The organism is Bacterioplanes sp. CLAM21 (genome assembly GCF_059641015.1).
Map to the genome: position 1 here is coordinate 3,268,255 of NZ_CM184929.1, position 22,551 is coordinate 3,290,805.

The 22,551-nt window shown below is 53.6% G+C and carries 23 protein-coding genes; 9 read left to right on the forward strand and 14 right to left on the reverse strand.

Annotated elements, in window-relative coordinates; translation table 11 throughout:
• Nucleotides 1–26 precede the first annotated feature (26 nt).
• The 6 genes from cmk to gyrA are packed head-to-tail and all read right to left on the reverse strand — an operon-like array spanning nucleotide 27 to nucleotide 8,857.
• Entirely contained in the window at nucleotides 27–695 is a 669-nt protein-coding gene (gene cmk / locus AC55FS_RS14915) for a (d)CMP kinase (RefSeq protein ID WP_496933054.1), read from the reverse strand.
• Complete coding sequence (locus AC55FS_RS14920) at nucleotides 692–2,929, reverse strand: bifunctional prephenate dehydrogenase/3-phosphoshikimate 1-carboxyvinyltransferase (RefSeq protein WP_496933055.1); 2,238 nt, start codon at nucleotides 2,927–2,929, stop codon at nucleotides 692–694. Before AC55FS_RS14920 ends, cmk begins: the two co-directional genes overlap by 4 nt.
• Nucleotides 2,926–4,038 carry a histidinol-phosphate transaminase gene (gene hisC / locus AC55FS_RS14925; RefSeq protein WP_496933056.1) on the reverse strand — a complete coding sequence of 371 codons (1,113 nt, stop codon included), beginning with the start codon at nucleotides 4,036–4,038 and terminating at the stop codon, nucleotides 2,926–2,928. Before hisC ends, AC55FS_RS14920 begins: the two co-directional genes overlap by 4 nt.
• The gene (gene pheA / locus AC55FS_RS14930) at nucleotides 4,035–5,126 is read right to left on the reverse strand and encodes a prephenate dehydratase (protein WP_496933057.1); all 1,092 of its coding nucleotides are present in this window, start codon (nucleotides 5,124–5,126) and stop codon (nucleotides 4,035–4,037) included. The genes hisC and pheA overlap by 4 nt, the downstream gene beginning before the upstream one ends.
• 6 nt (nucleotides 5,127–5,132) lie before the next feature.
• Complete coding sequence (gene serC, locus AC55FS_RS14935) at nucleotides 5,133–6,206, reverse strand: 3-phosphoserine/phosphohydroxythreonine transaminase (protein WP_496933058.1); 1,074 nt, start codon at nucleotides 6,204–6,206, stop codon at nucleotides 5,133–5,135.
• A gap of 20 nt (nucleotides 6,207–6,226) precedes the next feature.
• On the reverse strand, nucleotides 6,227–8,857 hold the full coding sequence (gene gyrA / locus AC55FS_RS14940; RefSeq protein WP_496933059.1) for a DNA gyrase subunit A: 2,631 nt from the start codon (nucleotides 8,855–8,857) through the stop codon (nucleotides 6,227–6,229).
• Between the two features lie 390 nt (nucleotides 8,858–9,247).
• Between gyrA and AC55FS_RS14945 the strand changes: the two genes are divergently transcribed.
• From AC55FS_RS14945 to AC55FS_RS14970, 6 genes are all read left to right on the forward strand, one after another.
• A complete protein-coding gene (locus AC55FS_RS14945; protein WP_496933060.1) occupies nucleotides 9,248–10,558 on the forward strand; it encodes a TRZ/ATZ family hydrolase in 1,311 nt (436 codons plus the stop codon).
• Between the two features lie 38 nt (nucleotides 10,559–10,596).
• Complete coding sequence (gene ubiG / locus AC55FS_RS14950; RefSeq protein WP_496933061.1) at nucleotides 10,597–11,313, forward strand: bifunctional 2-polyprenyl-6-hydroxyphenol methylase/3-demethylubiquinol 3-O-methyltransferase UbiG; 717 nt, start codon at nucleotides 10,597–10,599, stop codon at nucleotides 11,311–11,313.
• The gene (locus AC55FS_RS14955) at nucleotides 11,310–11,975 is read left to right on the forward strand and encodes an HAD family hydrolase (RefSeq protein WP_496933062.1); all 666 of its coding nucleotides are present in this window, start codon (nucleotides 11,310–11,312) and stop codon (nucleotides 11,973–11,975) included. Before ubiG ends, AC55FS_RS14955 begins: the two co-directional genes overlap by 4 nt.
• 9 nt (nucleotides 11,976–11,984) lie before the next feature.
• Nucleotides 11,985–12,740, forward strand: coding sequence for a YciK family oxidoreductase (locus AC55FS_RS14960; protein WP_496933063.1), 756 nt, complete (start codon nucleotides 11,985–11,987; stop codon nucleotides 12,738–12,740).
• Between the two features lie 127 nt (nucleotides 12,741–12,867).
• Nucleotides 12,868–13,053, forward strand: coding sequence for a hypothetical protein (locus AC55FS_RS14965; protein ID WP_496933065.1), 186 nt, complete (start codon nucleotides 12,868–12,870; stop codon nucleotides 13,051–13,053).
• A 34-nt stretch (nucleotides 13,054–13,087) separates the two neighbouring features.
• On the forward strand, nucleotides 13,088–14,041 hold the full coding sequence (locus AC55FS_RS14970; RefSeq protein ID WP_496933066.1) for a GGDEF domain-containing protein: 954 nt from the start codon (nucleotides 13,088–13,090) through the stop codon (nucleotides 14,039–14,041).
• On the opposite strand, the gene rluB is transcribed toward AC55FS_RS14970, so the two are convergent.
• The 6 genes from rluB to AC55FS_RS15000 are packed head-to-tail and all read right to left on the reverse strand — an operon-like array spanning nucleotide 14,038 to nucleotide 19,588.
• Nucleotides 14,038–14,883, reverse strand: a complete 846-nt coding sequence (gene rluB, locus AC55FS_RS14975) for a 23S rRNA pseudouridine(2605) synthase RluB (protein ID WP_496933067.1) — start codon at nucleotides 14,881–14,883, stop codon at nucleotides 14,038–14,040. The genes AC55FS_RS14970 and rluB overlap by 4 nt on opposite strands.
• 3 nt (nucleotides 14,884–14,886) lie before the next feature.
• Nucleotides 14,887–16,143 carry an SMC-Scp complex subunit ScpB gene (gene scpB / locus AC55FS_RS14980; RefSeq protein WP_496933068.1) on the reverse strand — a complete coding sequence of 419 codons (1,257 nt, stop codon included), beginning with the start codon at nucleotides 16,141–16,143 and terminating at the stop codon, nucleotides 14,887–14,889.
• Nucleotides 16,133–16,987 (reverse strand): segregation and condensation protein A, encoded by an 855-nt coding sequence (locus tag AC55FS_RS14985; protein WP_496933069.1) that lies wholly within the window; start codon nucleotides 16,985–16,987, stop codon nucleotides 16,133–16,135. Before AC55FS_RS14985 ends, scpB begins: the two co-directional genes overlap by 11 nt.
• Nucleotides 16,988–17,026: 39 nt before the next feature.
• Nucleotides 17,027–18,052 (reverse strand): tryptophan--tRNA ligase, encoded by a 1,026-nt coding sequence (gene trpS / locus AC55FS_RS14990; RefSeq protein ID WP_496933070.1) that lies wholly within the window; start codon nucleotides 18,050–18,052, stop codon nucleotides 17,027–17,029.
• 55 nt (nucleotides 18,053–18,107) lie between these two features.
• Complete coding sequence (locus AC55FS_RS14995) at nucleotides 18,108–18,728, reverse strand: L-threonylcarbamoyladenylate synthase (protein ID WP_496933071.1); 621 nt, start codon at nucleotides 18,726–18,728, stop codon at nucleotides 18,108–18,110.
• Entirely contained in the window at nucleotides 18,725–19,588 is an 864-nt protein-coding gene (locus tag AC55FS_RS15000) for a PHP domain-containing protein (protein ID WP_496933072.1), read from the reverse strand. Before AC55FS_RS15000 ends, AC55FS_RS14995 begins: the two co-directional genes overlap by 4 nt.
• 144 nt (nucleotides 19,589–19,732) lie before the next feature.
• Between AC55FS_RS15000 and AC55FS_RS15005 the strand changes: the two genes are divergently transcribed.
• Complete coding sequence (locus AC55FS_RS15005; RefSeq protein WP_496933073.1) at nucleotides 19,733–20,032, forward strand: YciI family protein; 300 nt, start codon at nucleotides 19,733–19,735, stop codon at nucleotides 20,030–20,032.
• A gap of 21 nt (nucleotides 20,033–20,053) precedes the next feature.
• Nucleotides 20,054–20,716, forward strand: a complete 663-nt coding sequence (locus AC55FS_RS15010; protein ID WP_496933074.1) for a TIGR04211 family SH3 domain-containing protein — start codon at nucleotides 20,054–20,056, stop codon at nucleotides 20,714–20,716.
• A 2-nt stretch (nucleotides 20,717–20,718) separates the two neighbouring features.
• Here the strand turns inward: AC55FS_RS15010 and AC55FS_RS15015 are convergent, their stop codons facing one another.
• The gene (locus AC55FS_RS15015) at nucleotides 20,719–21,000 is read right to left on the reverse strand and encodes an Rdx family protein (protein WP_496933075.1); all 282 of its coding nucleotides are present in this window, start codon (nucleotides 20,998–21,000) and stop codon (nucleotides 20,719–20,721) included.
• 22 nt (nucleotides 21,001–21,022) lie between these two features.
• Here AC55FS_RS15015 and AC55FS_RS15020 point away from each other — a divergent pair, with 22 nt between their 5' ends.
• Nucleotides 21,023–21,583, forward strand: a complete 561-nt coding sequence (locus AC55FS_RS15020; protein ID WP_496933076.1) for a peptidylprolyl isomerase — start codon at nucleotides 21,023–21,025, stop codon at nucleotides 21,581–21,583.
• 59 nt (nucleotides 21,584–21,642) lie between these two features.
• Here the strand turns inward: AC55FS_RS15020 and AC55FS_RS15025 are convergent, their stop codons facing one another.
• Nucleotides 21,643–22,524, reverse strand: a complete 882-nt coding sequence (locus AC55FS_RS15025; RefSeq protein WP_496933077.1) for an AEC family transporter — start codon at nucleotides 22,522–22,524, stop codon at nucleotides 21,643–21,645.
• Nucleotides 22,525–22,551 lie beyond the last annotated feature (27 nt).

Below are 22,551 nucleotides of genomic sequence, written 5' to 3' on the forward strand. Positions count from 1 at the left end.
GGTGCTGACTAGCACAGCCATTTACCTCAGATCAGTCGGGCCTGGTGCACCAACGCCATTACCTGATCGCAGACCTCGTCAATGCTAAGAGAGGTACTGTCGATGACGATGGCATCTTGGGCAGGTTTCAATGGCGCTACAGCACGACTGCTGTCACGCTCATCGCGAGCTCGGATGTCTTCGATAAGGGCGGGCAAACTAGCATTTATTCCCTTCTCAGTCAATTGGCGAAAACGCCGTTGCGCTCGTTCTTCGGCACTGGCAGTTAAAAAGACTTTAATGTCAGCTTGCGGAAACACCACAGTGCCCATATCACGGCCATCGGCAATCAAACCTGGCGCCTTGGCAAAGTCACGCTGACGTTGCAATAACGCCTCACGAACCGCGGGTAATGCGGCCACTTGTGATGCCAAACTGCCCACCTCTTCGGTACGAATGGTGGTGGTGACGTCTTCACCTTCCAACACCACGGCCACACCATCACTGCACGGCTCAAAGGTTACTTCAAGGGTAGCAGCGACCATTGCCAATTGCGGCTCATCATCCATGGCGATGCCTTTGCGCTGTGCTGCCAATCCAGTAATACGGTACAAAGCGCCGCTATCGAGCAAATGCCAGCCCAGCTGTGCCGCTAGGCGCGCGCACACCGTGCCCTTACCAGCACCAGAGGGGCCATCGATAGTGATGACACTCATGCGGTAGCACCTTCTTCGACCACTTCGATATTCATTCCGCAGTGGTTAGCCAGCTCAACAAAATTGGGGAAAGAGGTGGCTACGTTGGCACAATCCAGGATTCGAATCGATCCACCTGTACGCAGCGATGCCACCGCAAAGCTCATGGCAATACGATGGTCGTGGTAGGTCACGATATCGCCACCACCAAACTGCCCGTCACTGCCCATGCCCTGAATAACAGCACCGTCGTCTGTGCCTTTAGCATCAACACCCAGAGTTACTAGACCATCCACCATGGCCTGAATACGGTCACTTTCTTTGACCCGTAACTCTTCTGCGCCAGTCAAAATAGTCTCACCCTCGGCACATGACGCAGCCACGAACAGCGCTGGGAACTCATCAATCGCCAGCGGCACCTGATCTTCAGGAATATGAATACCTTTTAACTGGGCGCTGCGAACGCGGATATCCGCCACTGGCTCACCACCTACTTCGCGTTCGTTCAGCAGCTCAATATTGCCGCCCATGGCTTTAAGGATATTGATTACGCCGATACGGGTTGGGTTAATGCCAACATGCTCGAGGGTAATATCAGACCCAGGCATAATGCTTGCCGCCACCATAAAGAAGGCCGCAGAGGAGATATCCGCCGGCACGTCGATATCACAGGCCGTCAGTTCCCCGCCACCGGTGACTGTGGCAGTCGCACCGTCTACCTGCACGTCATAGCCAAAGCCTTTCAGCATGCGCTCAGTATGATCGCGGGTCGGCGCAGGTTCGGTTACTGAGGTGTCGCCGTCGGCATACAGGCCTGCCAGTAATAAACAGCTTTTCACCTGAGCACTGGCCATTGGCAAATCATAGTGAATCCCACGCAATGCCCCACCGGCCCGAATACGCATGGGCGGCCGACCGCCATCAGCAGTATCCACCGTTGCCCCCATTAAGGCTAAAGGATCGGCCACACGCCCCATAGGACGTTTGCTCAATGACTCATCGCCAGTCATCTCGACACTAAATTGTTGGCCTGCCATTAAACCTGCCAGCAGACGCATCGAGGTTCCTGAGTTGCCCAGATACAAAGGCCCTGGAGGTGGCTGCAAACCATGCATACCTACGCCATGAATAGTGACTCGGCCACGGTGCGGACCTTCAATGACGACACCCATATCGCGAAACGCCTGCAAGGTCGCCAGACTGTCTTCACCTTCCAGAAAGCCACTGACCTCAGTGACACCCTTGGCCAGTGAGCCCAGCATAATGGAGCGATGAGAAATGGATTTGTCACCAGGCACACGGAACTGCCCGCTTAATGCCCGACCGGGACCAGCAAGATAAGAAATAGTGGCTGTTTTCATAGGCTCAACATAGGCCCTGCGGGCCAGTATTTTAGAAAAGTGATCGCGTGCGGCTTTGGCGCGGGTCAATACCCCCATCACCTGAGTCACGTCGTCGGCTTCAATGCTGCGCTGCAACTGCGACAGGTCCTGCTGAAACATATTCAGCACCGCCAGTATTTGCTCACGGTTAGCGGAAAAAATGTCGCGCCACATCACCGGACTGCTGGCTGCGATGCGGGTAAAATCACGAAATCCACCCGCCGCATAATGAAAGATTTCTTTATTTTCGTGCCGACTGGCCAGAGTATCGACCAGGGTGTAGGACAATAAGTGCGGCAAATGACTGGTCGCTGCCAGCACTTCATCGTGATGCTCAACGTCCATTTGTTCAATATCGGCACCCGCCAGCTGCCAGGCTGCAACCACCTGCTGCAACGCATAAGGGTCGGTATGCGGCTGTGGCGTAATAATCACTTTATGGCGGCGATACAACTCAGCATCGGCAGCGGCCACACCACTGCGCTCGGAGCCAGCGATTGGATGCCCTAACACAAAACGCGAAAAATCAGCTCCTAATACGGCTGCTACATCTTCAGCAACGGAGCCTTTAACAGAGCCGACATCGGTTAAAATAGCGCTGCTTTTAAGCACTGGCGCGATTTCTTCGAGTACCGATCGAACCGCCTTGATGGGCACAGATACGATAATAAAATCGGCGTCCGCGACCACGTCACTCAGCTGCTCGCTAAAGTGATCAATCATGCCCAGATTCCGCGCCTGCTGCATGGAATCCAGATTGCGATCAAATCCGCTTACGGTACTGACGCAGCCTGCCTGACGTAACGCTTTAACCCAAGAGCAGCCAATCAGCCCCAGACCAATAACAGCCACCTGCCCTAACTGTATTGTCACGCCGCCACACCTTGCTGCAATACTTGGGTCAGCACATCAATAAAGCGCTTGTTTTCCGCCTCAGTGCCAATCGAGATGCGCAAGTACTCTGGCATACCGTAACCCGCTAACGCCCGTACAATAACGCCGCGCTGCAGCAAGGCTTTATTGACGTCACTGGCATCATCTAGCTGCACGCAAATGAAATTGCCAACCGACGGCAAATAATCCAAGCCAAGCTGCTCGAACGCGCCTATCAGTTGTTTCATGCCAAGACGATTGGCGGTGATGCTGCGCTGTACATGAGCCTGATCTTTGACCGCCGCCACCGCCGCCGCTTGGGCTGCCGCATTGACGTTAAAAGGAGGTCGCACTCGGTTTAACAGCTCAGCCAACTCGACACTGCTAACGCCATAACCGACACGCAGCGCCGCTAAACCGTAAGCTTTCGAGAAGGTCCGTGTGACCAACAAGCGAGGAAAATCAGCCAGCAAATCAATGCCATTTGCATAACCAGCTTCATCGACATACTCAAAGTACGCCTCATCCAACACAGCCATCACATGCTCAGGCAAGGCGGCTAAAAAGCGGCGTATTTGCTGCTCCGTCAACCAGGTACCGGTGGGGTTATTGGGATTGGTGATAAATACCAAGCGTGTACGCTCATCCACCAGGGCAGCCATGGCATCTAGGTCATGGCCAAAGTCTTTCGCTGGTGCTTCACGCACCTCGGCAGACACCGCAGTGGCGTTTAAGCCATACAGCGAAAAGGCGTGCTCAGAGACAACAATATTGTCGCCCGGCTGAACAAAAATACGGGTGACAAAATCGAGCAAATCACTCGAGCCATTGCCCAAAGTCACTTGCGCGGCATCAACTTGCAAATGCTCAGCTAAGGTCTGGCGCAACTCAAAACCAGCGCCATCAGGATAGCGGCTCAATGCATCCAGCTGATGCACAGCAGCCATCGCCATAGGACTTGGGCCGAGGGGGTTTTCATTGCTGGCCAATTTAACGATAGAGGCCGGCTCTAAGCCCATTTCACGTGCCAACTCAGACACGGGCTTGCCCGGCTGGTAAGGATGCAGGGCGGTCGCCCCTGGGGTCAGCAGATCAGTCAGAGTCGTCACAATACCGCCTTTGGATAGGAGCCCAGCCATTTAAAATCGATGGCCTTGCTCTGAATTTCAGTCATAAGAGGAACAATGCGCTCATCGTCGCGATGGCCCTCAAAGTCGATAAAGAATACGTAGCTCCAGGTACCACTGCGTGACGGCCGGGTCTCGATCCGAGTCAGACTGATGCCATCACGATGGAAAGGCTCTAACACATGATAGAGCGCACCGGGCTCGTTGCGACTGGCCACCAGGATGGAGGTGATATCGTCACCACTGGACTGAGTCGCCTGCTGGCCAACAATCAGAAAGCGCGTGGTGTTATCCGGCTGATCTTCAATATTGGCATGCACAGGCTTAAGGGCGTACAGCTCAGCGGCGGCCTCACTGGCAATGGCAGCAGCACCTTGTTCCTGACTGGCACGGCGTGCTGCTTCAGCATTAGAGGCCACCGCAATGCGCTCAACATTGGGGTAATTCTGATCCAGCCACAAACGACATTGCGCTAACGACTGAGCATGGGAGTAGATACGCGTGATCGTTGCTTGCGGGTCTAAGGTCAGCAAATGATGGTGAATGCGCAATGTGACTTCACCGCAAATCAGCAGGTTGGACGCCACAAAACTATCGAGGGTATGGGTCACCACACCTTCGGTCGAGTTTTCCACTGGCACTACACCAAAATGAGCTGCGCCACTTTCCACTTCGCGAAATACATCGGCGATAGAAATTTGGCCGACACAACTGACCGCGTGACCAAAGTGCTTTACCGCTGCTTGCTGCGTAAAAGTACCTTCAGGCCCCAGATAAGCCACGGTTAGCGGCTCTTCCAACGCCAAGCATTGTGACATCACTTCACGAAACAACCGGGCCATGGACTCATCGCCCAGCGGCCCCTGATTGCGTGCCATGATTTTACGCAGCACTTGCGCTTCACGTTCAGGACGATAAAACATCACACTGTCGCCAGGGGAGCAGTACTTTTGCTTTACTTCGGCCACTTGCTGCGCACAGCGCGCACGTTCATTGATCAGCTGCTGGATTTGCTGATCAATGGCATCAATCTGGTCACGCAGTGCGCCTAACTCTTCTGCTTCGCTCATACTGAATTACCCATGACGGCGAGCAAAATCGCCCATAAAGTCGATCAATGCATCCACTGCCGCCTCGGGCACCGCGTTATAGATGCTGGCGCGCATACCACCGACGCTGCGATGGCCAGCCAGATTCAACAGACCCGCTTGCTCGCTTTGCTGCAAAAAGGCCGCATCCAAGCTGTCATCGGCCAAGGTGAACGGCACATTCATAATGGAACGATTGGCCAGGGCGACTGGGTTTGCATAAAAATCATTGCCATCAATAAAGGCATACAACTTGGCGGCTTTGCGCCGATTAATCTCGCCAATGGCTTCAACACCGCCCTGGCGTTTTAACCACTGAAACACCAGCCCAGCCAGATACCAGCTATAGGTGGGTGGCGTGTTGTACATAGAGCCATTATCGGCTGCGGTTTGGTAATCGAACATGGCCGGCGTATCAGCCAACGCCTCGCCCAGCAGGTCGTCACGTACTATCACCACACACAAACCCGCCGGACCAATGTTTTTCTGCGCACCGGCGTAGATCATGCCAAAGCGGCTCACATCCAGCGTCTCCGACAAGATGGCAGACGAATAGTCGGCCACCAAGGGCACGTCGCCGGTGGCTGGAATGTAGTCAAAGCGCACGCCACCAATGGTTTCATTGGGGCAGTAATGCACATAAGCCGCCTTGTCACTGAGTTGTAGCTCAGCCTGAGCAGGCGCCGAGGCAAAGTCAGAACTGGCCGCGACATTAACGTCACAGTAACGCTTAGCTTCAGCGGTGGCCTTTTTCGACCACTGCCCCGTCACTATGTAATCAGCACAGGCACGACCACGCAGCAAGTTCATCGGCACCATACTGAACTGGCTACTGGCACCGCCTTGCATAAAGAGCACTTTATATTGCTTCGGGATCTGCATTAAATCACGCAGATCCTGCTCAGCTTGCTCGGCCACGGCAACAAATTCTTTGCTGCGATGGCTCATTTCCATGATCGACAGGCCTTTTTCGTGCCAGTCGGCCATTTCCTCTCGAGCTTGCTCTAATACTTCGCCCGGCAACGCCGCAGGGCCAGCACAAAAATTGTATGCACGCGTCATAATGCGACTGCTCCGCTTAATTATTCGCCGTCAGAGTCATCTGGCTGTTCAATCGGCTGCTCAGCCTGAGCCTGAGCCTCAGCGCCGTCGATCAACTCCTGGTCGATGTCGTCGTCACCGTCATCGGCTTCACAAATACGTTCAACTCCGATCAGCTTCTCGCCATCGGCGATGCGAATCAGAGTCACGCCTTGGGTATTACGACCCAATTGCGACACACCGTCGGTGCTGGTACGCACTAACGTGCCCTGATCGCTCACCAGCATAACTTCATCGCCACTGAACACCTGTACGGCACCGACCAAGGCACCATTGCGCTCACTGCACGACATGGCGATCACACCTTGAGTGCCACGGCCTTTGGTCGGGAACTCTTCAACATCGGTGCGTTTACCAAAGCCACGCTCGGAAGCTGTCAGTACTGAACCGCCCGGCTGTGGAATGATCAGCGAGATCACACTGTGACCATCGCCCATACGAATACCGCGCACACCACGAGCGGTACGGCCCATGGCGCGCACATCAGATTCTTTAAAGCGCACAGCTTTGCCAGCATCACTGAGAATCAGCACGTCCTGGCTACCATCGGTAATGGCCACACCAACCAAGTGATCACCTTCGTCCAATTCACAAGCAATCAGGCCGCTAGAACGACGACGCGAGAATTGATCCAGGGTGGTTTTCTTCACCGTACCTTTGGCCGTGGCCATAAACACATAACGATCGGCGCTGTATTCAGGTACCGGCAAAATAGCAGTGATGCGCTCGCCTTCAGACAGATTCAGCAAGTTCACAATCGGCCGACCTTTGGCCGCACGACTGGCTTGAGGAATGTCGTACACAGTCAACCAATAGACCTTACCGGCATCGGAGAAACACAAGACGGTTTCATGGCTGTTCACCACTAACAGGTGCTCAACAAAGTCTTCTTCTTTCACCGAGGTAGCAGAGCGGCCTTTACCACCACGACGCTGGGCCTGGTAAGCCGACAATGGCTGAGTTTTGGCGTAACCGCTGTGCGACAGAGTCAATACCAGATCTTCCTCTGGAATCAGGTCGGCCATGGTCAAATCACGTTTCACCGCAATAATTTCGGTGCGACGCTCATCGCCGTACTCAGCACGTACCGCTTCTAATTCCTCGCGAATGACCTGCATCAAACGTTCAGAGCTGGCAAGAATTTCCAGGTACTCGGCAATCTCTGCCAGCTTCACCTGATACTCTTCGATCAGCTTTTCATGCTCGAGGCCGGTCAGTTTTTGCAAGCGCAGATCAAGAATGGCCTGGGCCTGAACCGGTGATAAATGATACTGACCATTGCGGAAGCCATATTGCTCCGGCAGATCATCGGGGCGGCATGCATCTTCGCCGGCACGCTCCAGCATATCGAGCACATCACCTGGCGCCCATGGGGTATTGATCAGCGCTTCTTTCGCTTCTGCCGCCGTCGGTGAGCGTTTAATCAGTTCAATCACCGGATCGATATTGGCCAGCGCCAATGCCAGACCTTCAAGAATATGGCCGCGCTCGCGCGCTTTGCGCAGTTCATAAATGGTACGGCGAGTGACCACCTCACGGCGGTGCTTAACGAAGGCTTCCAGCAACTGCTTCAGGTTCAACGTTTTCGGCTGACCGTCGACCAGGGCCACAGTGTTGATACCAAATACCGTTTGCAGCTGGGTCTGGGCAAAAAGGTTATTCAGCACCACTTCTGGCATTTCGCCGCGACGCAGCTCTACCACCACACGCATGCCGTCTTTATCCGACTCATCACGCAGTTCGGTAATGCCTTCCAGTTTTTTGTCTTTTACCAGCTCGGCAATTTTTTCAATCAACCGTGCCTTATTCACCATGTATGGAATTTCAGTGAAAACGATGCTGACTTTGCCGCTGTTTTCGTTTTCTTCAAACTGGTGACGGGCACGCATATAAATACGGCCACGGCCGGTGCGATAGGCTTCAACAATGCCGTCGCGACCATTAATAAAGGCACCGGTTGGAAAATCAGGGCCAGGGATATATTCCATCAGCTGGTCAATATCCAGCTCCGGATTATCTATCAGCGCCAAACAGCCCGACATCACCTCATTAAGGTTATGTGGCGGAATATTGGTCGCCATACCCACGGCAATACCAGAAGAGCCATTCACCAGCAGGTTCGGTACTCGGGTCGGCAATACTTCAGGAATTTGCTCAGTGCCATCATAGTTGGGCACCCAATCGACGGTTTCTTTGTCGATATCGGCCAACATTTCATGGCTGATTTTTGCCATGCGCACTTCGGTATAACGCATCGCCGCCGCAGAATCGCCGTCGATCGAGCCAAAGTTACCCTGACCATCGACCATGCGATAACGCATGGAAAAGTCCTGCGCCATCCGCACTATGGTGTCGTACACCGCTGAGTCGCCGTGAGGGTGGTATTTACCAATAACATCACCCACCACACGGGCAGATTTCTTGTACGGTTTATTCCAATCGTTGCCGAGGACGTTCATGGCATGCAGAACCCGGCGGTGAACCGGTTTCAGACCATCCCGAACGTCTGGTAAAGCTCGCCCAACGATTACGCTCATGGCGTAATCGAGGTACGACTGTTGCAGCTCGTCCTCAATATTAATTGGCAGAACTTCTTTGGCTATGTCACCCATACGTTTTCGGCCTGTCTGTGCGAATCACCGGGCTGTCGATGCGGTGGTGATACGGTCCATGTTGATGCCTTGGGCGCGCATATGCGGGCCTAAGGCTTGTGCAAATGAAGCCCGGAATCATACCACAAATCAATGAGATACCTAGGGAAGCAAGGAACCCACAAAGAGCAGACAAATACTGCGGAGCTGGCCCTAGCCACAACGGCGACTAACGACAGCATTGCAAACCAGGCCTCGATTGCAACTAAGGCAATGGCCTAAGCCGGGTTTTGATCTCATACAAGCAGCGATATAAACCAAACTCGGCCCACGCAAATCACAGCAAAGGCGCTGCGTTAGCCCTGGCTGATGGGTATACTGTGCGCTCAGTCAATGACAGCGAAAAGACACATGCAGGCAGATTTGATCATCCATGCACGCTGGCTTGCCAGCATGGAAAGCGCGGACGGCCAACTGGCTCAGCAACAAGCCATCGTTATTAAAGATGGGATTATTGTCGCCATCGAAGACAGCCAACAGTGCCAGTGGCAAGCGACACAGGTTGAGCAACTCGATGAACACCTGCTACTGCCAGGATTTATTAATGCCCACGGCCATGCGGCCATGAGCCTGTTTCGTGGCATGGCCGACGATCAGCCATTAATGACTTGGTTACAGGATCATATTTGGCCTGCCGAAGCGCGCTGGGTCGATCATGAATTTGTACGCGATGGCACCCGCTTGGCGATTGCAGAAATGCTGCTATCTGGCACCACCACCTATGCCGATATGTATTTTTATCCAGAAGCCAGTGCCGAAGCCGCGCTGGAAGCGGGTATAGGCGCGGTGATATTTACCCCCATCATCGACTTTCCGACCAACTTTGCTCAAAACGCCGATGAGTACATTCGCAAAGCCCTGGCGGCCCATGATAGGTATCGCCATCAGCCGCTATTGACCTTTGGTTTGGGTCCACACGCACCCTACACAGTCTCAAATGAACCATTGCAGCAAATCACCACAGTGGCCGATCAGCTGGATTTACCTGTGCAGATTCATTTGCATGAAACCGCCGTTGAAGTTCAGCAAGGTCTTGAACTGCATGGCTGCAGACCCAGCCAACGCTTGGCGGATTTGGGCTTTTTAACCGAGCGCGTGAGCTGTGTGCATATGACGCAAATCGACGACAGTGATATAGAGCTGTTACGCCACAGTGGTGCGTCGGTGGTGCATTGCCCTGAGTCGAACCTCAAGCTGGCCAGCGGCTTTTGTCCAGTGCAGCGTTTACTAGACGCTGGAATAAACGTAGGCCTAGGCACTGACGGCGCTGCCAGTAACAACGACTTGAACCTGCAGGGCGAGATGAAAACCGCTGCCATGCTGGCCAAAGCCGTGGCCCAAGACGCTGCGGCCTTGCCAGCTTGGCGAGCGGTATACAATGCAACTTTGGGCAGTGCTAAGGCGCTGGGGATCGAACAGATCACCGGCTCATTGAGCGTCGGCAAGCGCGCCGATATTCAAGCCGTATCGCTGTCAGCCTTACCACAACAGCCGCTGTTTGATCCTATTTCGCAGCTGGTGTACACAGATGCCAGCCGCTACCTCAGCCATGTTTGGGTACAGGGCCGCAGTAAAGTCCGTGATGGCCAGCTGAGTTACACCGATGAGCAGCAGCTGTGTACCCTCGCCAGCAGCTGGCAACAGCGCATTCAACGTCAATAACCAGCACACAAACAGGTCAGTGATTTGTGGAGAACCGCATGAATAACAGCAACACCAACGTCGATGCCGGCGAAATCGCCAAATTTGAGGCCTTGGCGAGCCGCTGGTGGGATACCGAAAGCGAATTTAAACCGCTGCACGACATCAACCCGTTGCGCGCCAATTACATCGATGAGCACGCCAACCTAGCCGGCAAAACCGTATTGGATGTGGGCTGTGGCGGCGGCATCTTATCGGAAAGCATGGCCCAACGCGGCGCGACTGTGACCGGCATTGATTTAGGCGAAGCGCCCTTAAATGTCGCTAAACTGCACGCCTTAGAGTCGGGTGTTAGCGTCGATTATCAGCGTATCGCCGTCGAAACCCTGGCCCAGCAACAACCGGCCAGTTTCGATGTTGTCACTTGCCTGGAAATGCTTGAGCACGTTCCCGATCCAGCATCTGTGGTGCGTGCTTGTTTTACCCTGGTCAAACCGGGCGGCATGGTGTTTTTCTCCACCATCAACCGCAATCCAAAATCCTATTTGTTTGCCATTATCGGCGCTGAATATGTGTTGCGAATGCTGCCCGCTGGCACCCACGACTATGACAAGTTCATCAAACCCAGCGAACTGGCTGGCTGGTGTCGGGCGGCGCAATTGGATGTGATGCACATGACCGGCATGACCTACAACCCCATCAGCAAACACTACAAGCTTGATGACAGTGACGTCAGTGTGAACTATCTGATGGCGACACAGCGGCCGAATACATGAAACGAGCCATGCCCAGCGCGGTGCTGTTTGACCTCGACGGCACCTTAGTGGATACCGCCCCAGATTTTTTTGCCGTGGTCAACGATCTGCGCCAGGAAAGCGATTTGCCCCACATCGCCAACTCGAGTATTCGACAGCAGGTCAGTAACGGCGGCAGCGCCCTGACCCGTCTCACTTGGCAGATCGAACTCGACCACCCTGAATTCGATCATTACCGCCAGCAGCTACTGACACGTTACGAGCAGCATATTGGCAGCGCCAGTGCACTGTTCCCTGGTTTTGAGCAGGTATTGAATGACCTACAAGCAGCGGGCATTCACTGGGGCATAGTCACCAACAAACCCAGACGCTATACCGAACTGCTGCTTGAACGCTTGCCCCTAGACTGCCCTATCGTAGTCTGCCCGGATGATGTTAGCCGCGCTAAGCCCGACCCAGAGCCGCTGCTATTGGCTGCATCACAGCTCGAGGTGAGTGCCAGCCAGTGCTGGTACGTCGGCGATCACCAACGCGATATAGACGCAGGACAAGCTGCCGGCATGTTTACCCTCGGCTGTCGATTTGGCTATCTAGCCGAGCCCGCCGAAGCCGATCAATGGGGGGCCGATGCGGTGCTGGATACTGCCCTCGACCTTTCCCGCTTGCTATTTAACGACCACTAAGAAATCACCATGACTGCAACTCAATCTTTACAGGGACGAACCATCTTAGTTACCGGTGCTGGCTACGGTATCGGCCGCGAAGCCGCCCTGACGTATGCTCGCGCGGGTGCCACGGTTCTGCTGCTGGGACGCACCCAAGACGCACTCAATGACACCTATGATTTAATTGAGCAACAGGGACTGCCACAAGCAGCGGTGTTGCCATTTGATTTAGAAACTACCGACGAAGAGGCCTTTCGTGAATTGGCCAACTTGATCGAGCAGCATTTTAATCATCTCGATGGCGTGTTGATGAACGCTGGCGTGCTGGGTCAGCGGGCACCTTTAGAAAACTACGACTGGAATACCTTTCAACGGGTTATGCAGGTCAATGTCAGTGGTCAGTTTGCACTATTGAAACACTTACTGCCGCTACTGCGCCAAGCACCAGCGGATGCTTCGATTATTCTTACCACCAGCTCAGTCGGACGTGAAGGCCGCGCTTATTGGGGCGCCTACAGCGTTTCTAAATTTGCTACCGAAGGCTTAATGCAGGTATTGGCACAAGAGCTGGAGAACACCAGCCAGATTCGTGTTAACTGCATCAACCCAGGTGCCACCCGCACCAGCATGCGCGCTGCGGCATTTCCTGCAGAGGATCCGTCCACCCTCGTGACGGCCGACGAAATAATGCCACTTTATTTGCATCTCATGTCACCGGACTCCATCGGCACCCACGGCCAGAGTCTGGATGCACAGCCCAAACGGGCACCCAGCAAGGGCTGAACCCTGCCATAAAATCCGGCGCATGCTGCACAGCTGCGCCGGCATTAGCGTACGCAGCGGGTATTCTTTGCCGCCGGCGGCAAAGGCTAGCTCTCGCCACGAAGGCTCCCTCCTACGCCGCCTTACTATGACAGACAGCGCCATTCTATTGCCGAAAAACCTTAGTTTTATTCGCCGCCATTTTGACACAAGCACAATGCAAGGCCGCGTCAAAAAAAGACGAGTTTTTGCCGCAAGGGCTCGTATGAAATCACATCCTATTGATTTAAAAGGCATTTCTTTCGGCGAAAAACATGGCACAGTTATCGCTTAGCACTGATCAGACCCCGATCAGTATGAGGTGGCTCATGGTGAGTCCATTACACAGCAACGGCCAAGCGGAACTGCGCGACGACAAGATAGTTACCAGTTTCGGCGAACTGGCCCCGCGACCAGACCTACATCCAGAGCTGCTACTGCGCCTGACCGGTAAACTGCAAACCACGCTGGAGATTGAGCAGTTGCTGGAGATCTTTTTTACCGAAATACAAGATGCTCTACTGGTCGACGGCCTGCAGTTTCAACACGATAGCCAAGACTTACGGCTAAAACAGGGCAAACAAAGCCAGCACAGCGTCAGTTACCGACTGCAAACCCAAGGCGATTATATGGGTGAGCTGAGCTTTCATCGCAGCACCCGCTTTCGCGAACATGAACTGGCCAATATCGAAGGCCTGATTACCACCTTGGTCTATCCGGTACGCAACGCTCTGCGCTATCACGCCGCCATTGCCGCGGCTTTCAAAGACCCACTAACGGGCGCCGGCAATCGTGCTGCCCTCGACCGTACCTTACAACGAGAAATTGAGCTGGCCAAACGCCATCAACAGCCGGTGTCATTGTTAATGCTGGACCTTGATTGGTTTAAGCAAATCAACGACAGACATGGCCATAGCTGTGGCGACAAAGTACTCAAGCAAACCGTCAACTGCATCGCTGACTGCGTGCGTCGAACCGACATGTGTTTTCGCTACGGCGGCGAGGAATTTATTATTTTGCTGTCTGGCGCTGCGCAGAGTGACGCCAAACGCATTGCTGAGCGCATTCGCAGCAGTATTGCCGACATCCGAGTGCAAGGCAGTCAGGGAGAGATTCGACTAACCGCCAGCATCGGCTGTGCGACCTTGCATTCAGATGATGATAAAGACGGCTTGCTGCACCGTACCGACGAAGCCCTCTACGAGGCCAAGAGCAGTGGCCGTAATCGTGTCGTGTGTGCTGCACAAACAGCACACACTCAAAACACCATCAGCGCCGATTAGTTTTTGTTTGTGCGCCGGCGCTTGGTGGCTGTTTGACGAACTTTCTGACGCTTTGCCACGCGCTGGAAGCGCTCTTTCTCTTTGCCCACCAAACGGCGACGAGCCTTGCGCTCCAGACCCACTAGATCAGCCAGATCATTCACTTCGCGCTGCTGCAGCTCAACCCAGGTACCCACCGGCACGTTGGCAGGCATAAAGATACAGCCATAACGCACCCGCTTCAGGCGGCTGACCTCAACACCCTGGCTTTCCCATAAGCGCCTAACTTCACGATTTTTGCCTTCCATCAGCACCACGTGAAACCACTTATTCTGCCCTTCGCCATCAAAGAACCGCACATCGGTAAAACGTGCCAGTCCATCGTCCAGCAATACCCCTTCCTTCAGCCGCGCGATCATGGCCTCGTCGACATCACCGCGCACCCTAACGGCATACTCACGGTCAACGCCTGTCGAAGGGTGCATCAGTTTATTGGCCAGTTCACCATCAGTGGTGAACAGCAACAAACCTGAAGTATTGATATCCAGACGACCAACATTGATCCAACGCTCACCGCGCGTGGCTGGCAAATGGTCGAATACCGTTGGCCGACCGTCTGGGTCAGTGCGAGTACACACCTCACCCACCGGCTTGTTATACGCCAACACTCGCCGCGTGCGGCCAGCATCAGCCAGCTTGATGGTGCGACCATCTACCCGCACCACATCTTCTCTGCCGGCGCGATCGCCCAGCTGTGCTTTCACACCATTGACCGTGACCCGGCCTTCGGCTATCCAGCGTTCCGCCTCCCGGCGGGAAGCCACACCAGCATCCGCCAGTAGCTTCTGTATACGTTCGTTCATGTATTACTCATCGTGGTTAGTGGCGGATGGGCTGCCACCGTGGTCATCCCCATCCACGCTGTTATCTGCCGCAGGCGACTCATCCAGTGCCTGCAAGCGCGCTAATGCCTGCTGCAGCACCTGCTGCTCCGAGGTTGGCGCGGGTTGTTCTAAAGACTCGTTATCCTGGCCGTGTTGATCTACTTGATCATGCAGACCGTCGTGATCCTGCTGGCCGTCTTGATCATACAAACCGTCTTGATCTTGCTGAGCTTCTTGATCTTGCTGAGCTTCTTGATCTTGCTGAGCTTCTTGATCCTGCTGACCGTCTTGATCCTGCTGACCGTCTTGATCCTGCTGAGCTTCTTCATCATGCAGACCGTTTTGATCCTGCTGAGCTTCTTGATCCTGCTGGCCGTCTTGATCTTGCTGAGCTTCTTGATCCTGATGGCCGTCTTGTTCGTGCGGGCCATCGAGCTTCTGTTGACCTTCTGAAACAGGCTGAGCCTCTGAATCTCGCGGGCCATCGATACGCTGATCAGCTACCTCATCTTGCTCATCACGCTGAAACACCCCTGCTTCTACTTTGGCCACCAGCGCTGCCGCTTGGTTGAGGTCATGTTCAGTATCGGCCAATACGTCGGCACCGCGCTGCTCAACATCCTCGGAGGAAGAAAAGTCATAGGCCCCCGGTGTCTCCTGCCGTACATCGGCATCATCGCCCAGCTGCAACTTACGATTAGCGTCATCCAGTTCACGGATTTCCTGCAAGCTCGGCATATCATCCAAGCTCTTAAGGCCAAAATAGTCGAGAAACTGCCGCGTGGTGGCATACATGGCAGGGCGACCGGGTACATCACGATGACCGACCACCCGCACCCATTCACGCTCCAGCAAGGTTTTCATAATACTGGAACTCACCACCACACCACGCACATCTTCGATGTCTCCGCGAGTGATGGGTTGACGATAGGCAATCAAGGCCAGGGTTTCCAACAAGGCTCTGGAATAGCGCTGCGGTCTTTCTTCCCACAAACGCGCCACCCAAGGAGCCACACTGGCGCGCACCTGCAAACGATAGCCAGAAGCCACTTCGACCAACTCAAGACCGCGCACTTGTAGCTGCTGACGCAGCGCCGACAGTGCTTCACGCAAATCCGCGGCGGAGGGCATCTCGTGCTCTTCAAATACCGACTGCATGCGCTCCAACGACACCGGACCACCAGCGGCAGCCAGCATGGCTTCGAGAATACTGGCCAGCGGCGGCTGATCATAACTCATATTGGCTGTACTCCTCATCGTTTTCCGCTGCCACCATGCGGGCACGAACATAGATGGGCCCTAAGGTTTCCTGCTGCACCAGCTCCACCAGCGATTCCTTCACCAGCTCCAGTAATGCCAGAAACGTGACCACCACGCCCAATTTCCCTTCTTCCACCGCAAACAGGCTGCGAAAGGCAACAAAATGGCCGCCTTGCAGTTGCTCTAGCACCTGAGACATACGCTCCCGGGTCGATAATTGTTCGCGCTGTACTTCGTGGTGCTCAGAGCGCTCAGCTCGACGCAACACAGAGGCAAAAGCCAGCATCATTTCGCGCATATCCACTTCCGGATGCAAACGCTCTTGAATTCGATCAGGGCCGTCGACTTGGGCAAGATAGGTATCGCGCTCCAACCGGGGCAACGCATCCAGATCTTCGGCGGCGGTTTTAAAGCGTTCATAATCTTGCAAACGACGAATCAGCTCGGCCCTTGGGTCCTCTTCTTCTTCGCCATCGGCGCTTTGCTGGCGTGGCAATAGCACTCGGCTTTTAATTTCCGCCAGCATGGCCGCCATCACCAAGTATTCGGCCGCCAACTCCAGTTGTAGCGCCTTCATCATGTCGATATAGGTCAGATATTGATCAACAATATCGGCAACATGAATCTCCAAAATATCGAGGTTTTGCTTGCGGATCAGATACAGCAATAAATCCAGCGGCCCCTCGAACTGCTCGAGAATGACCTCTAGCGCGTCAGGCGGAATGTACAGGTCTAAAGGCAACTGCGTCATCGGCTGCCCTTGCACCAAGGCAAACGGCATTTCCTGCTGCGCCGCTGTCTGGCCTGGTGTTTTTACTGTCATGCTCATCCCTCCCGCAAACCGCTCTAGAGCGTCAAGACTTTAGCTGCGACCCAAAGGGTGAATGCCCACCGCTTCACGTAGCTGTTGCAGCAAAGGCTGGCTGATAGCGCGAGCCTTAGTGGCACCCATCTGCAAAATGGCTTCAACTTCTTGTGGACGCGACATCAGGTCGTTATAGCGCTCACGCGCTTCAGCCAATTCGGCATTAACCAGCTCAAACAACTTGGCCTTAGCATCCCCCCAACCAATACCATCCGCAAAGGCCTGGCGCATCTCAGCCGTTTGCTCAGCATTGGCAAAGGCCTGCCAAATTTGAAACACGGTGGAATCATTCGGATCTTTGGCTTCACCCGGCTCAAGCAGGTTGGTTTTGATCTTATTGATGTGTTTGCGCAGTTGTTTTTCTGTCAAAAACAGCGGGATGGTATTGCCGTAGCTCTTACTCATCTTGCGGCCATCTAGGCCTTGCAATACCGCCACATGCTCGTCCACCAGATAGTTGGGCAAGGTCAACAGCGGCTGTTTTTTACTGGCAAACAAATGGTTGAAACGCTGCGCCATATCGCGCGCCATTTCGATATGCTGGATCTGGTCTTTGCCCACTGGCACCTGATCAGCATTGAACATCAGAATATCCGCCGCCATTAACACCGGGTAGTTAAACAAGCCCATGGTAATGGCTTTATCGGCGTCTTCACCTTCGGCGATGTTGGCATCCACGGCGGCTTTGTAGGCATGGGCACGGTTCATCAGACCCTTGGCGCAGACACAGCTAAGAATCCAGTTTAACTCTGGGATTTCATGAATATCCGATTGGCGGTAAAAAGTAGCCTGTTCAGGATCCAGACCCAATGCCAGCCAGGTAGCGGCAATTTCGCTGGTCGATTGATGCACTGCCTTCGGATCCTGGCACTTAATCAGCGCGTGAAAGTCGGCCAGGAAGAAGAAGGATTCTGTCTCACCGCTTTTACTGGACGCGATTGCCGGACGAATAGCACCGACGTAATTACCCAGGTGGGGTGTCCCTGTGGTGGTGATACCGGTAAGAACCCGTTTCTTAGTCATGGTGGTAGCATGCCTTGCTGTGGATAAAGCAGGGCATGATACCGGATGGCAGGGTTTAGAGAAATGCTGAAGCGTCGCCTGCGCCCTGACGTATGACAACCGCTGCTTCTTCTGTCATATCAACCACAGTAGTGGCCTCAAAACCGCAGTAGCCACCATCGACCACCAACTCCAGCTGGTGTTCTAAGGTTTGGCGAATGTCATAAGGGTCAGACAAGGGCAATTCGTCACCTGGCATGATCAACGAAGTGGTCATCAAAGGTTCGTTCATTTCTGCCAGAAGCTCCATAGCGATGGCATTGTCCGGCACCCGGATACCAATGGTGCGTTTTTTTGGATGCATCAGCAAACGCGGTACTTCACGAGTAGCCGGCAGGATAAAAGTAAAAGCACCTGGGGTATGCGCCTTCAATAAACGGTACTGACTGTTATCGACTTTGGCGAAGTACGACAATTCAGACAAATCACGGCACAGCAGGGTAAAATTATGCTTGGCGCCGAGCTGTCGCAAGCGCTGCACTCGCTCAGTAGCTTGCTTGTCACCGATACGACACGCCAGCGCATAAGCACAATCCGTAGGAATCACCGCCAGCCCTCCCTGGCGTAAAATTTCAGCCGCCTGTTTAATCAGACGCGGCTGGGGGTTATCCGGATGGATTTGAAAAAACTGACTCAAGGGTTACTCCTGTGCTGCCTGACAGCACGAAAATGTTGCCAGACAGGTTCTATTTCTGATGGAAAATCGGGCATCACACCCAAATCCAAGCCAAATCGATTTGGCCCATGAAAATCACTGCCACAGGAACCGAGCAGTTCATGCTCCATCGCCAGTGACACCATACGCCGTTGCTGATCAGCGTCCATATTGCCGTAACTGACTTCGAGCGCGCGACCACCGGCATCAATAAAATCGTTAACGCAGGCGCGCAATTTGGTGCGCGTCATTTTATATAGATGGGCATGAGCTAATACCGCAATACCGCCACCATCGACAATCCATTGCACTACCTGCGACAACGCTGGCCAATTGGCTTTAACATCACCGGGCTTGCCTGCACCTAAAAATTTTTTAAACGCCACCGCCATCGACGGCACTAAACCTTGATCCAGCAGATATTGGGCAAAATGCGGACGCCCGACCAGTTCACCACCGGCTAGGCGCTGAATCTCGGCCAATGGAATCTCAACCTGCAAACGTTTGCTTAACCGCTCGGCAATTACATGCGCTCGCTGCTTACGTGCCTGCAATTGGGCCTGTTCAGCCGCTTGCATTGCCACACTATCAAGTTGCATATCTAAGCCAACAATATGAATCGTGGTGCCGCACCAGACACACGACAGCTCGATGCCAGGAATAAAGCAGATACCATGTTGCGCAGCCGCCTGACTCGCTTCTAGCTGGCCCGCTAACGTGTCGTGGTCGGTCAAGGCGAGAATTTCTACGCCCTGAGCCGCCGCTCGTTCGACCAGTTGCGCCGGTGGCAATTTGCCATCCGATGCCGTCGAGTGACAATGAAGATCAACTACAGAAGCCAATACTGACACTTCCTGATTTAGCAATATAGAAATCCATAGTATATCCTGAGCGCCACTCAGGCGAGCGTGAATATTGCTTCGTTATTGCTATGGCGACGCTCGACTCACCGCGCCATGCTAAGGCTTAAATAAAGGAACAACAGTATGTGGTACGCCATCATCAGCGAAGACGTCAGCGATAGTCTTTCCAAACGCCAGAGCGCCCGCCCTGCGCACCTTCAGCGCTTGGAGCAATTAAAACAGCAAGGACGACTGCTGCTGGCCGGGCCACATCCCGCCATTGACAGCGATGACCCAGGTGAGGCAGGTTTTAGCGGCAGCTTGGTGGTGGCCGAATTCGACAACCTCAATAGTGCGCAACAATGGGCCGATGAAGATCCGTATGTCGCTGCCGGCGTGTACCACAACGTCGTGGTTAAGCCCTTTAAAAAAGTACTGCCATAAGCCCGAACAAAGGAGCGTATCGTGAAATACCTGATCAGTTTTACGCTGTTATCGTTACTCAGCACTGCCATCTGGGCAGTTGAGAAGCGTTATGTAAAAGACGAGCTGTGGCTGCCACTGAGAACCGGCCCAGGACAGGAATACCGCATTATAAAATCACTGCAAAGTGGTGAACATCTCATCTTTATCGAAGATCTACCAGACTCTGAATTTACCAAAGTAAAAACAGACAAAGGCGATGAAGGTTATGTATTAACACGCTTTCTGGATAGCGAACCTGTGGCCAAAGAAAAGTTGATACTGGCCCAGCGCGAGTTACAACAGCTAAAAACTCAGTTAACCGAAGCCCAACAGCAACGTGATGCCCTGCAGCAGCAAGTCAGCAGCGCCAGCGATAGCAGCGACAGTTTGCAACAAAAAAATGAACAACTACAGCAAGAGCTGACGCGCATCACCGCCATCTCCGACAACGCCCTGGCATTAGATGAGAAAGCCAAGCGCCTAACTCTGCGCAATCAGGAGTTGGAGATTCAAGTAGAAGCTCTAACAGCAGAAAATGATCAACTCAAAGCCGACAATCGCTACAGTTATTTAATCTATGGCGGCGGCTTAGTCATCATTGGCATATTGGCAGGTCTTATTTTGCCGGCACTGCGCAATAAACGCAGCAGCGGCTGGGTATAAGGTTATTTGTCCGGCAGCTCACAGTGGCCCAGCGACTGATTTATTGCGCCAGCATCACGAATGCGGCGCTTTAGATCAGCAGCCTCGGGAAAACCGCCATCGCGTTTTCTACACCAAATGAGCTGCTCGCCCAAAAATACCTGAAATTGACCCTGTTCGCCTGGTTGCAAATGCACGCCAGCCAGTTGACCATGGAAGGTGCTGAACAATTCCTGAGCGTACCAGCCAGAGCGCAATGCCCAGCGACAGCCTTCACAAAATACGATAGTAACCGTTTGCTTCATTCAAACTCTCCGGAGGAAACTTATGCGTCAGTATATCGCAGCAAGCTTTTTATTAGCCGCCAGCACTTTCGCTAGCGCTAACGCTGCTGAGCAAGATACCGTCATTGTCGAAATGCAGACTTCAGCAGGAAACATCACGCTAGAGCTGGACCGTACTAAAGCCCCTATTACGGTTGATAATTTCCTGACCTACATCGATGCCGATCACTATGATGGCACCATATTTCATCGTGTTATCAGCGACTTTATGATTCAAGGCGGCGGCTACGACCAGAGCATGACTCAAAAAGCCACCTTACCGAGTATCAAAAATGAGGCTGATAACGGCCTATTAAATCAGCGCGGCACCATATCCATGGCGCGTACGGCAGTGGTCGACAGCGCTACTAGCCAATTTTTCATTAACGTTAAAAACAACCAGTTTTTAGATCATGGCGTGCGCGACTTTGGTTATGCCGTATTCGGTAAAGTCGTATCTGGCATGGAGGTCGTCGATGCCATTGCCGCCACTGAAACTGGACCAGGCGATAAACCCGTCGACAATATTGTGATCAACGACGTGGTCGTCGTTGAAGAAAAATAGTTCGGCAATAAGGCGGCCTAGACCATCAGGCCGCCATTCGGTTTACCGCCGCGCAGCTGTTATAGCAGCCACAACAATAGCAAGGGCACAGTAATAAACGACAGTAGGGTCGACATCACCACCATACCAGCCACGGCTTGCGGCTCACGCTGGAAGCGCTCAGCAAACAAATAATTAAACACCGCCACCGGCATTGAAGCCTGTAGTAATACCACGCCTCGCTCACTGCCTTGCAGCCCCAGCAGCGCCACCACCGCCAATCCAACACATAAGCCACCACCGATTCGCAGCACACTGTACAGCAGCGCTTGGCGCCACTGGCGCACATGCAATCGCTGTAGCGACACGCCTAGGGTAATCAGCATTAATGGAATGGCCATACCGCCAATTAACTGCACCGAATTAAAGATCGGTGCAGGCAACTGCCAGTCAAACCACAGCAGACTCAAAGCCAGCAGTACGGCATACAGGATGGGCATTCGCAACAGGCCTTTGAGCCCACCCGCCTGGCGCCCTCCCGCCAATAAAATACCGACCGGAAAGTGCGCCAGTGACAGCACCATAAAAAATGCCAGCGCCAACGCCAGGCCTTCTTCACCAAATGCAAGAAAACACACTGGCAAGCCCATATTGCCGACATTAGGAAACATAAAAGAAGGTAAAAAGGCTCGCCTATCATGCCCTAACAGCTTAGGAATCTGACTGCCAGCCAAAGCCATGAGCGCGGTTACCAGCACACAGGCCAGCGCCGTGCGCTGGAAGGCTTCTTTATCCAGCTGTACCGATGACATGACCGATAACATCAAACAGGGGGCGCCAATATTCAGCACCAGACGGGAAATAAAATCCGGATCAAAGCCATGGCCACTGCGCGCCCAGAAAAAGCCGATAGCCGCGCAGGCTAACACCGGCGCCATAATAGAAAAGATGTCGTACAGCATGGCGGCATTCTAAAGTGCCACGGCGCC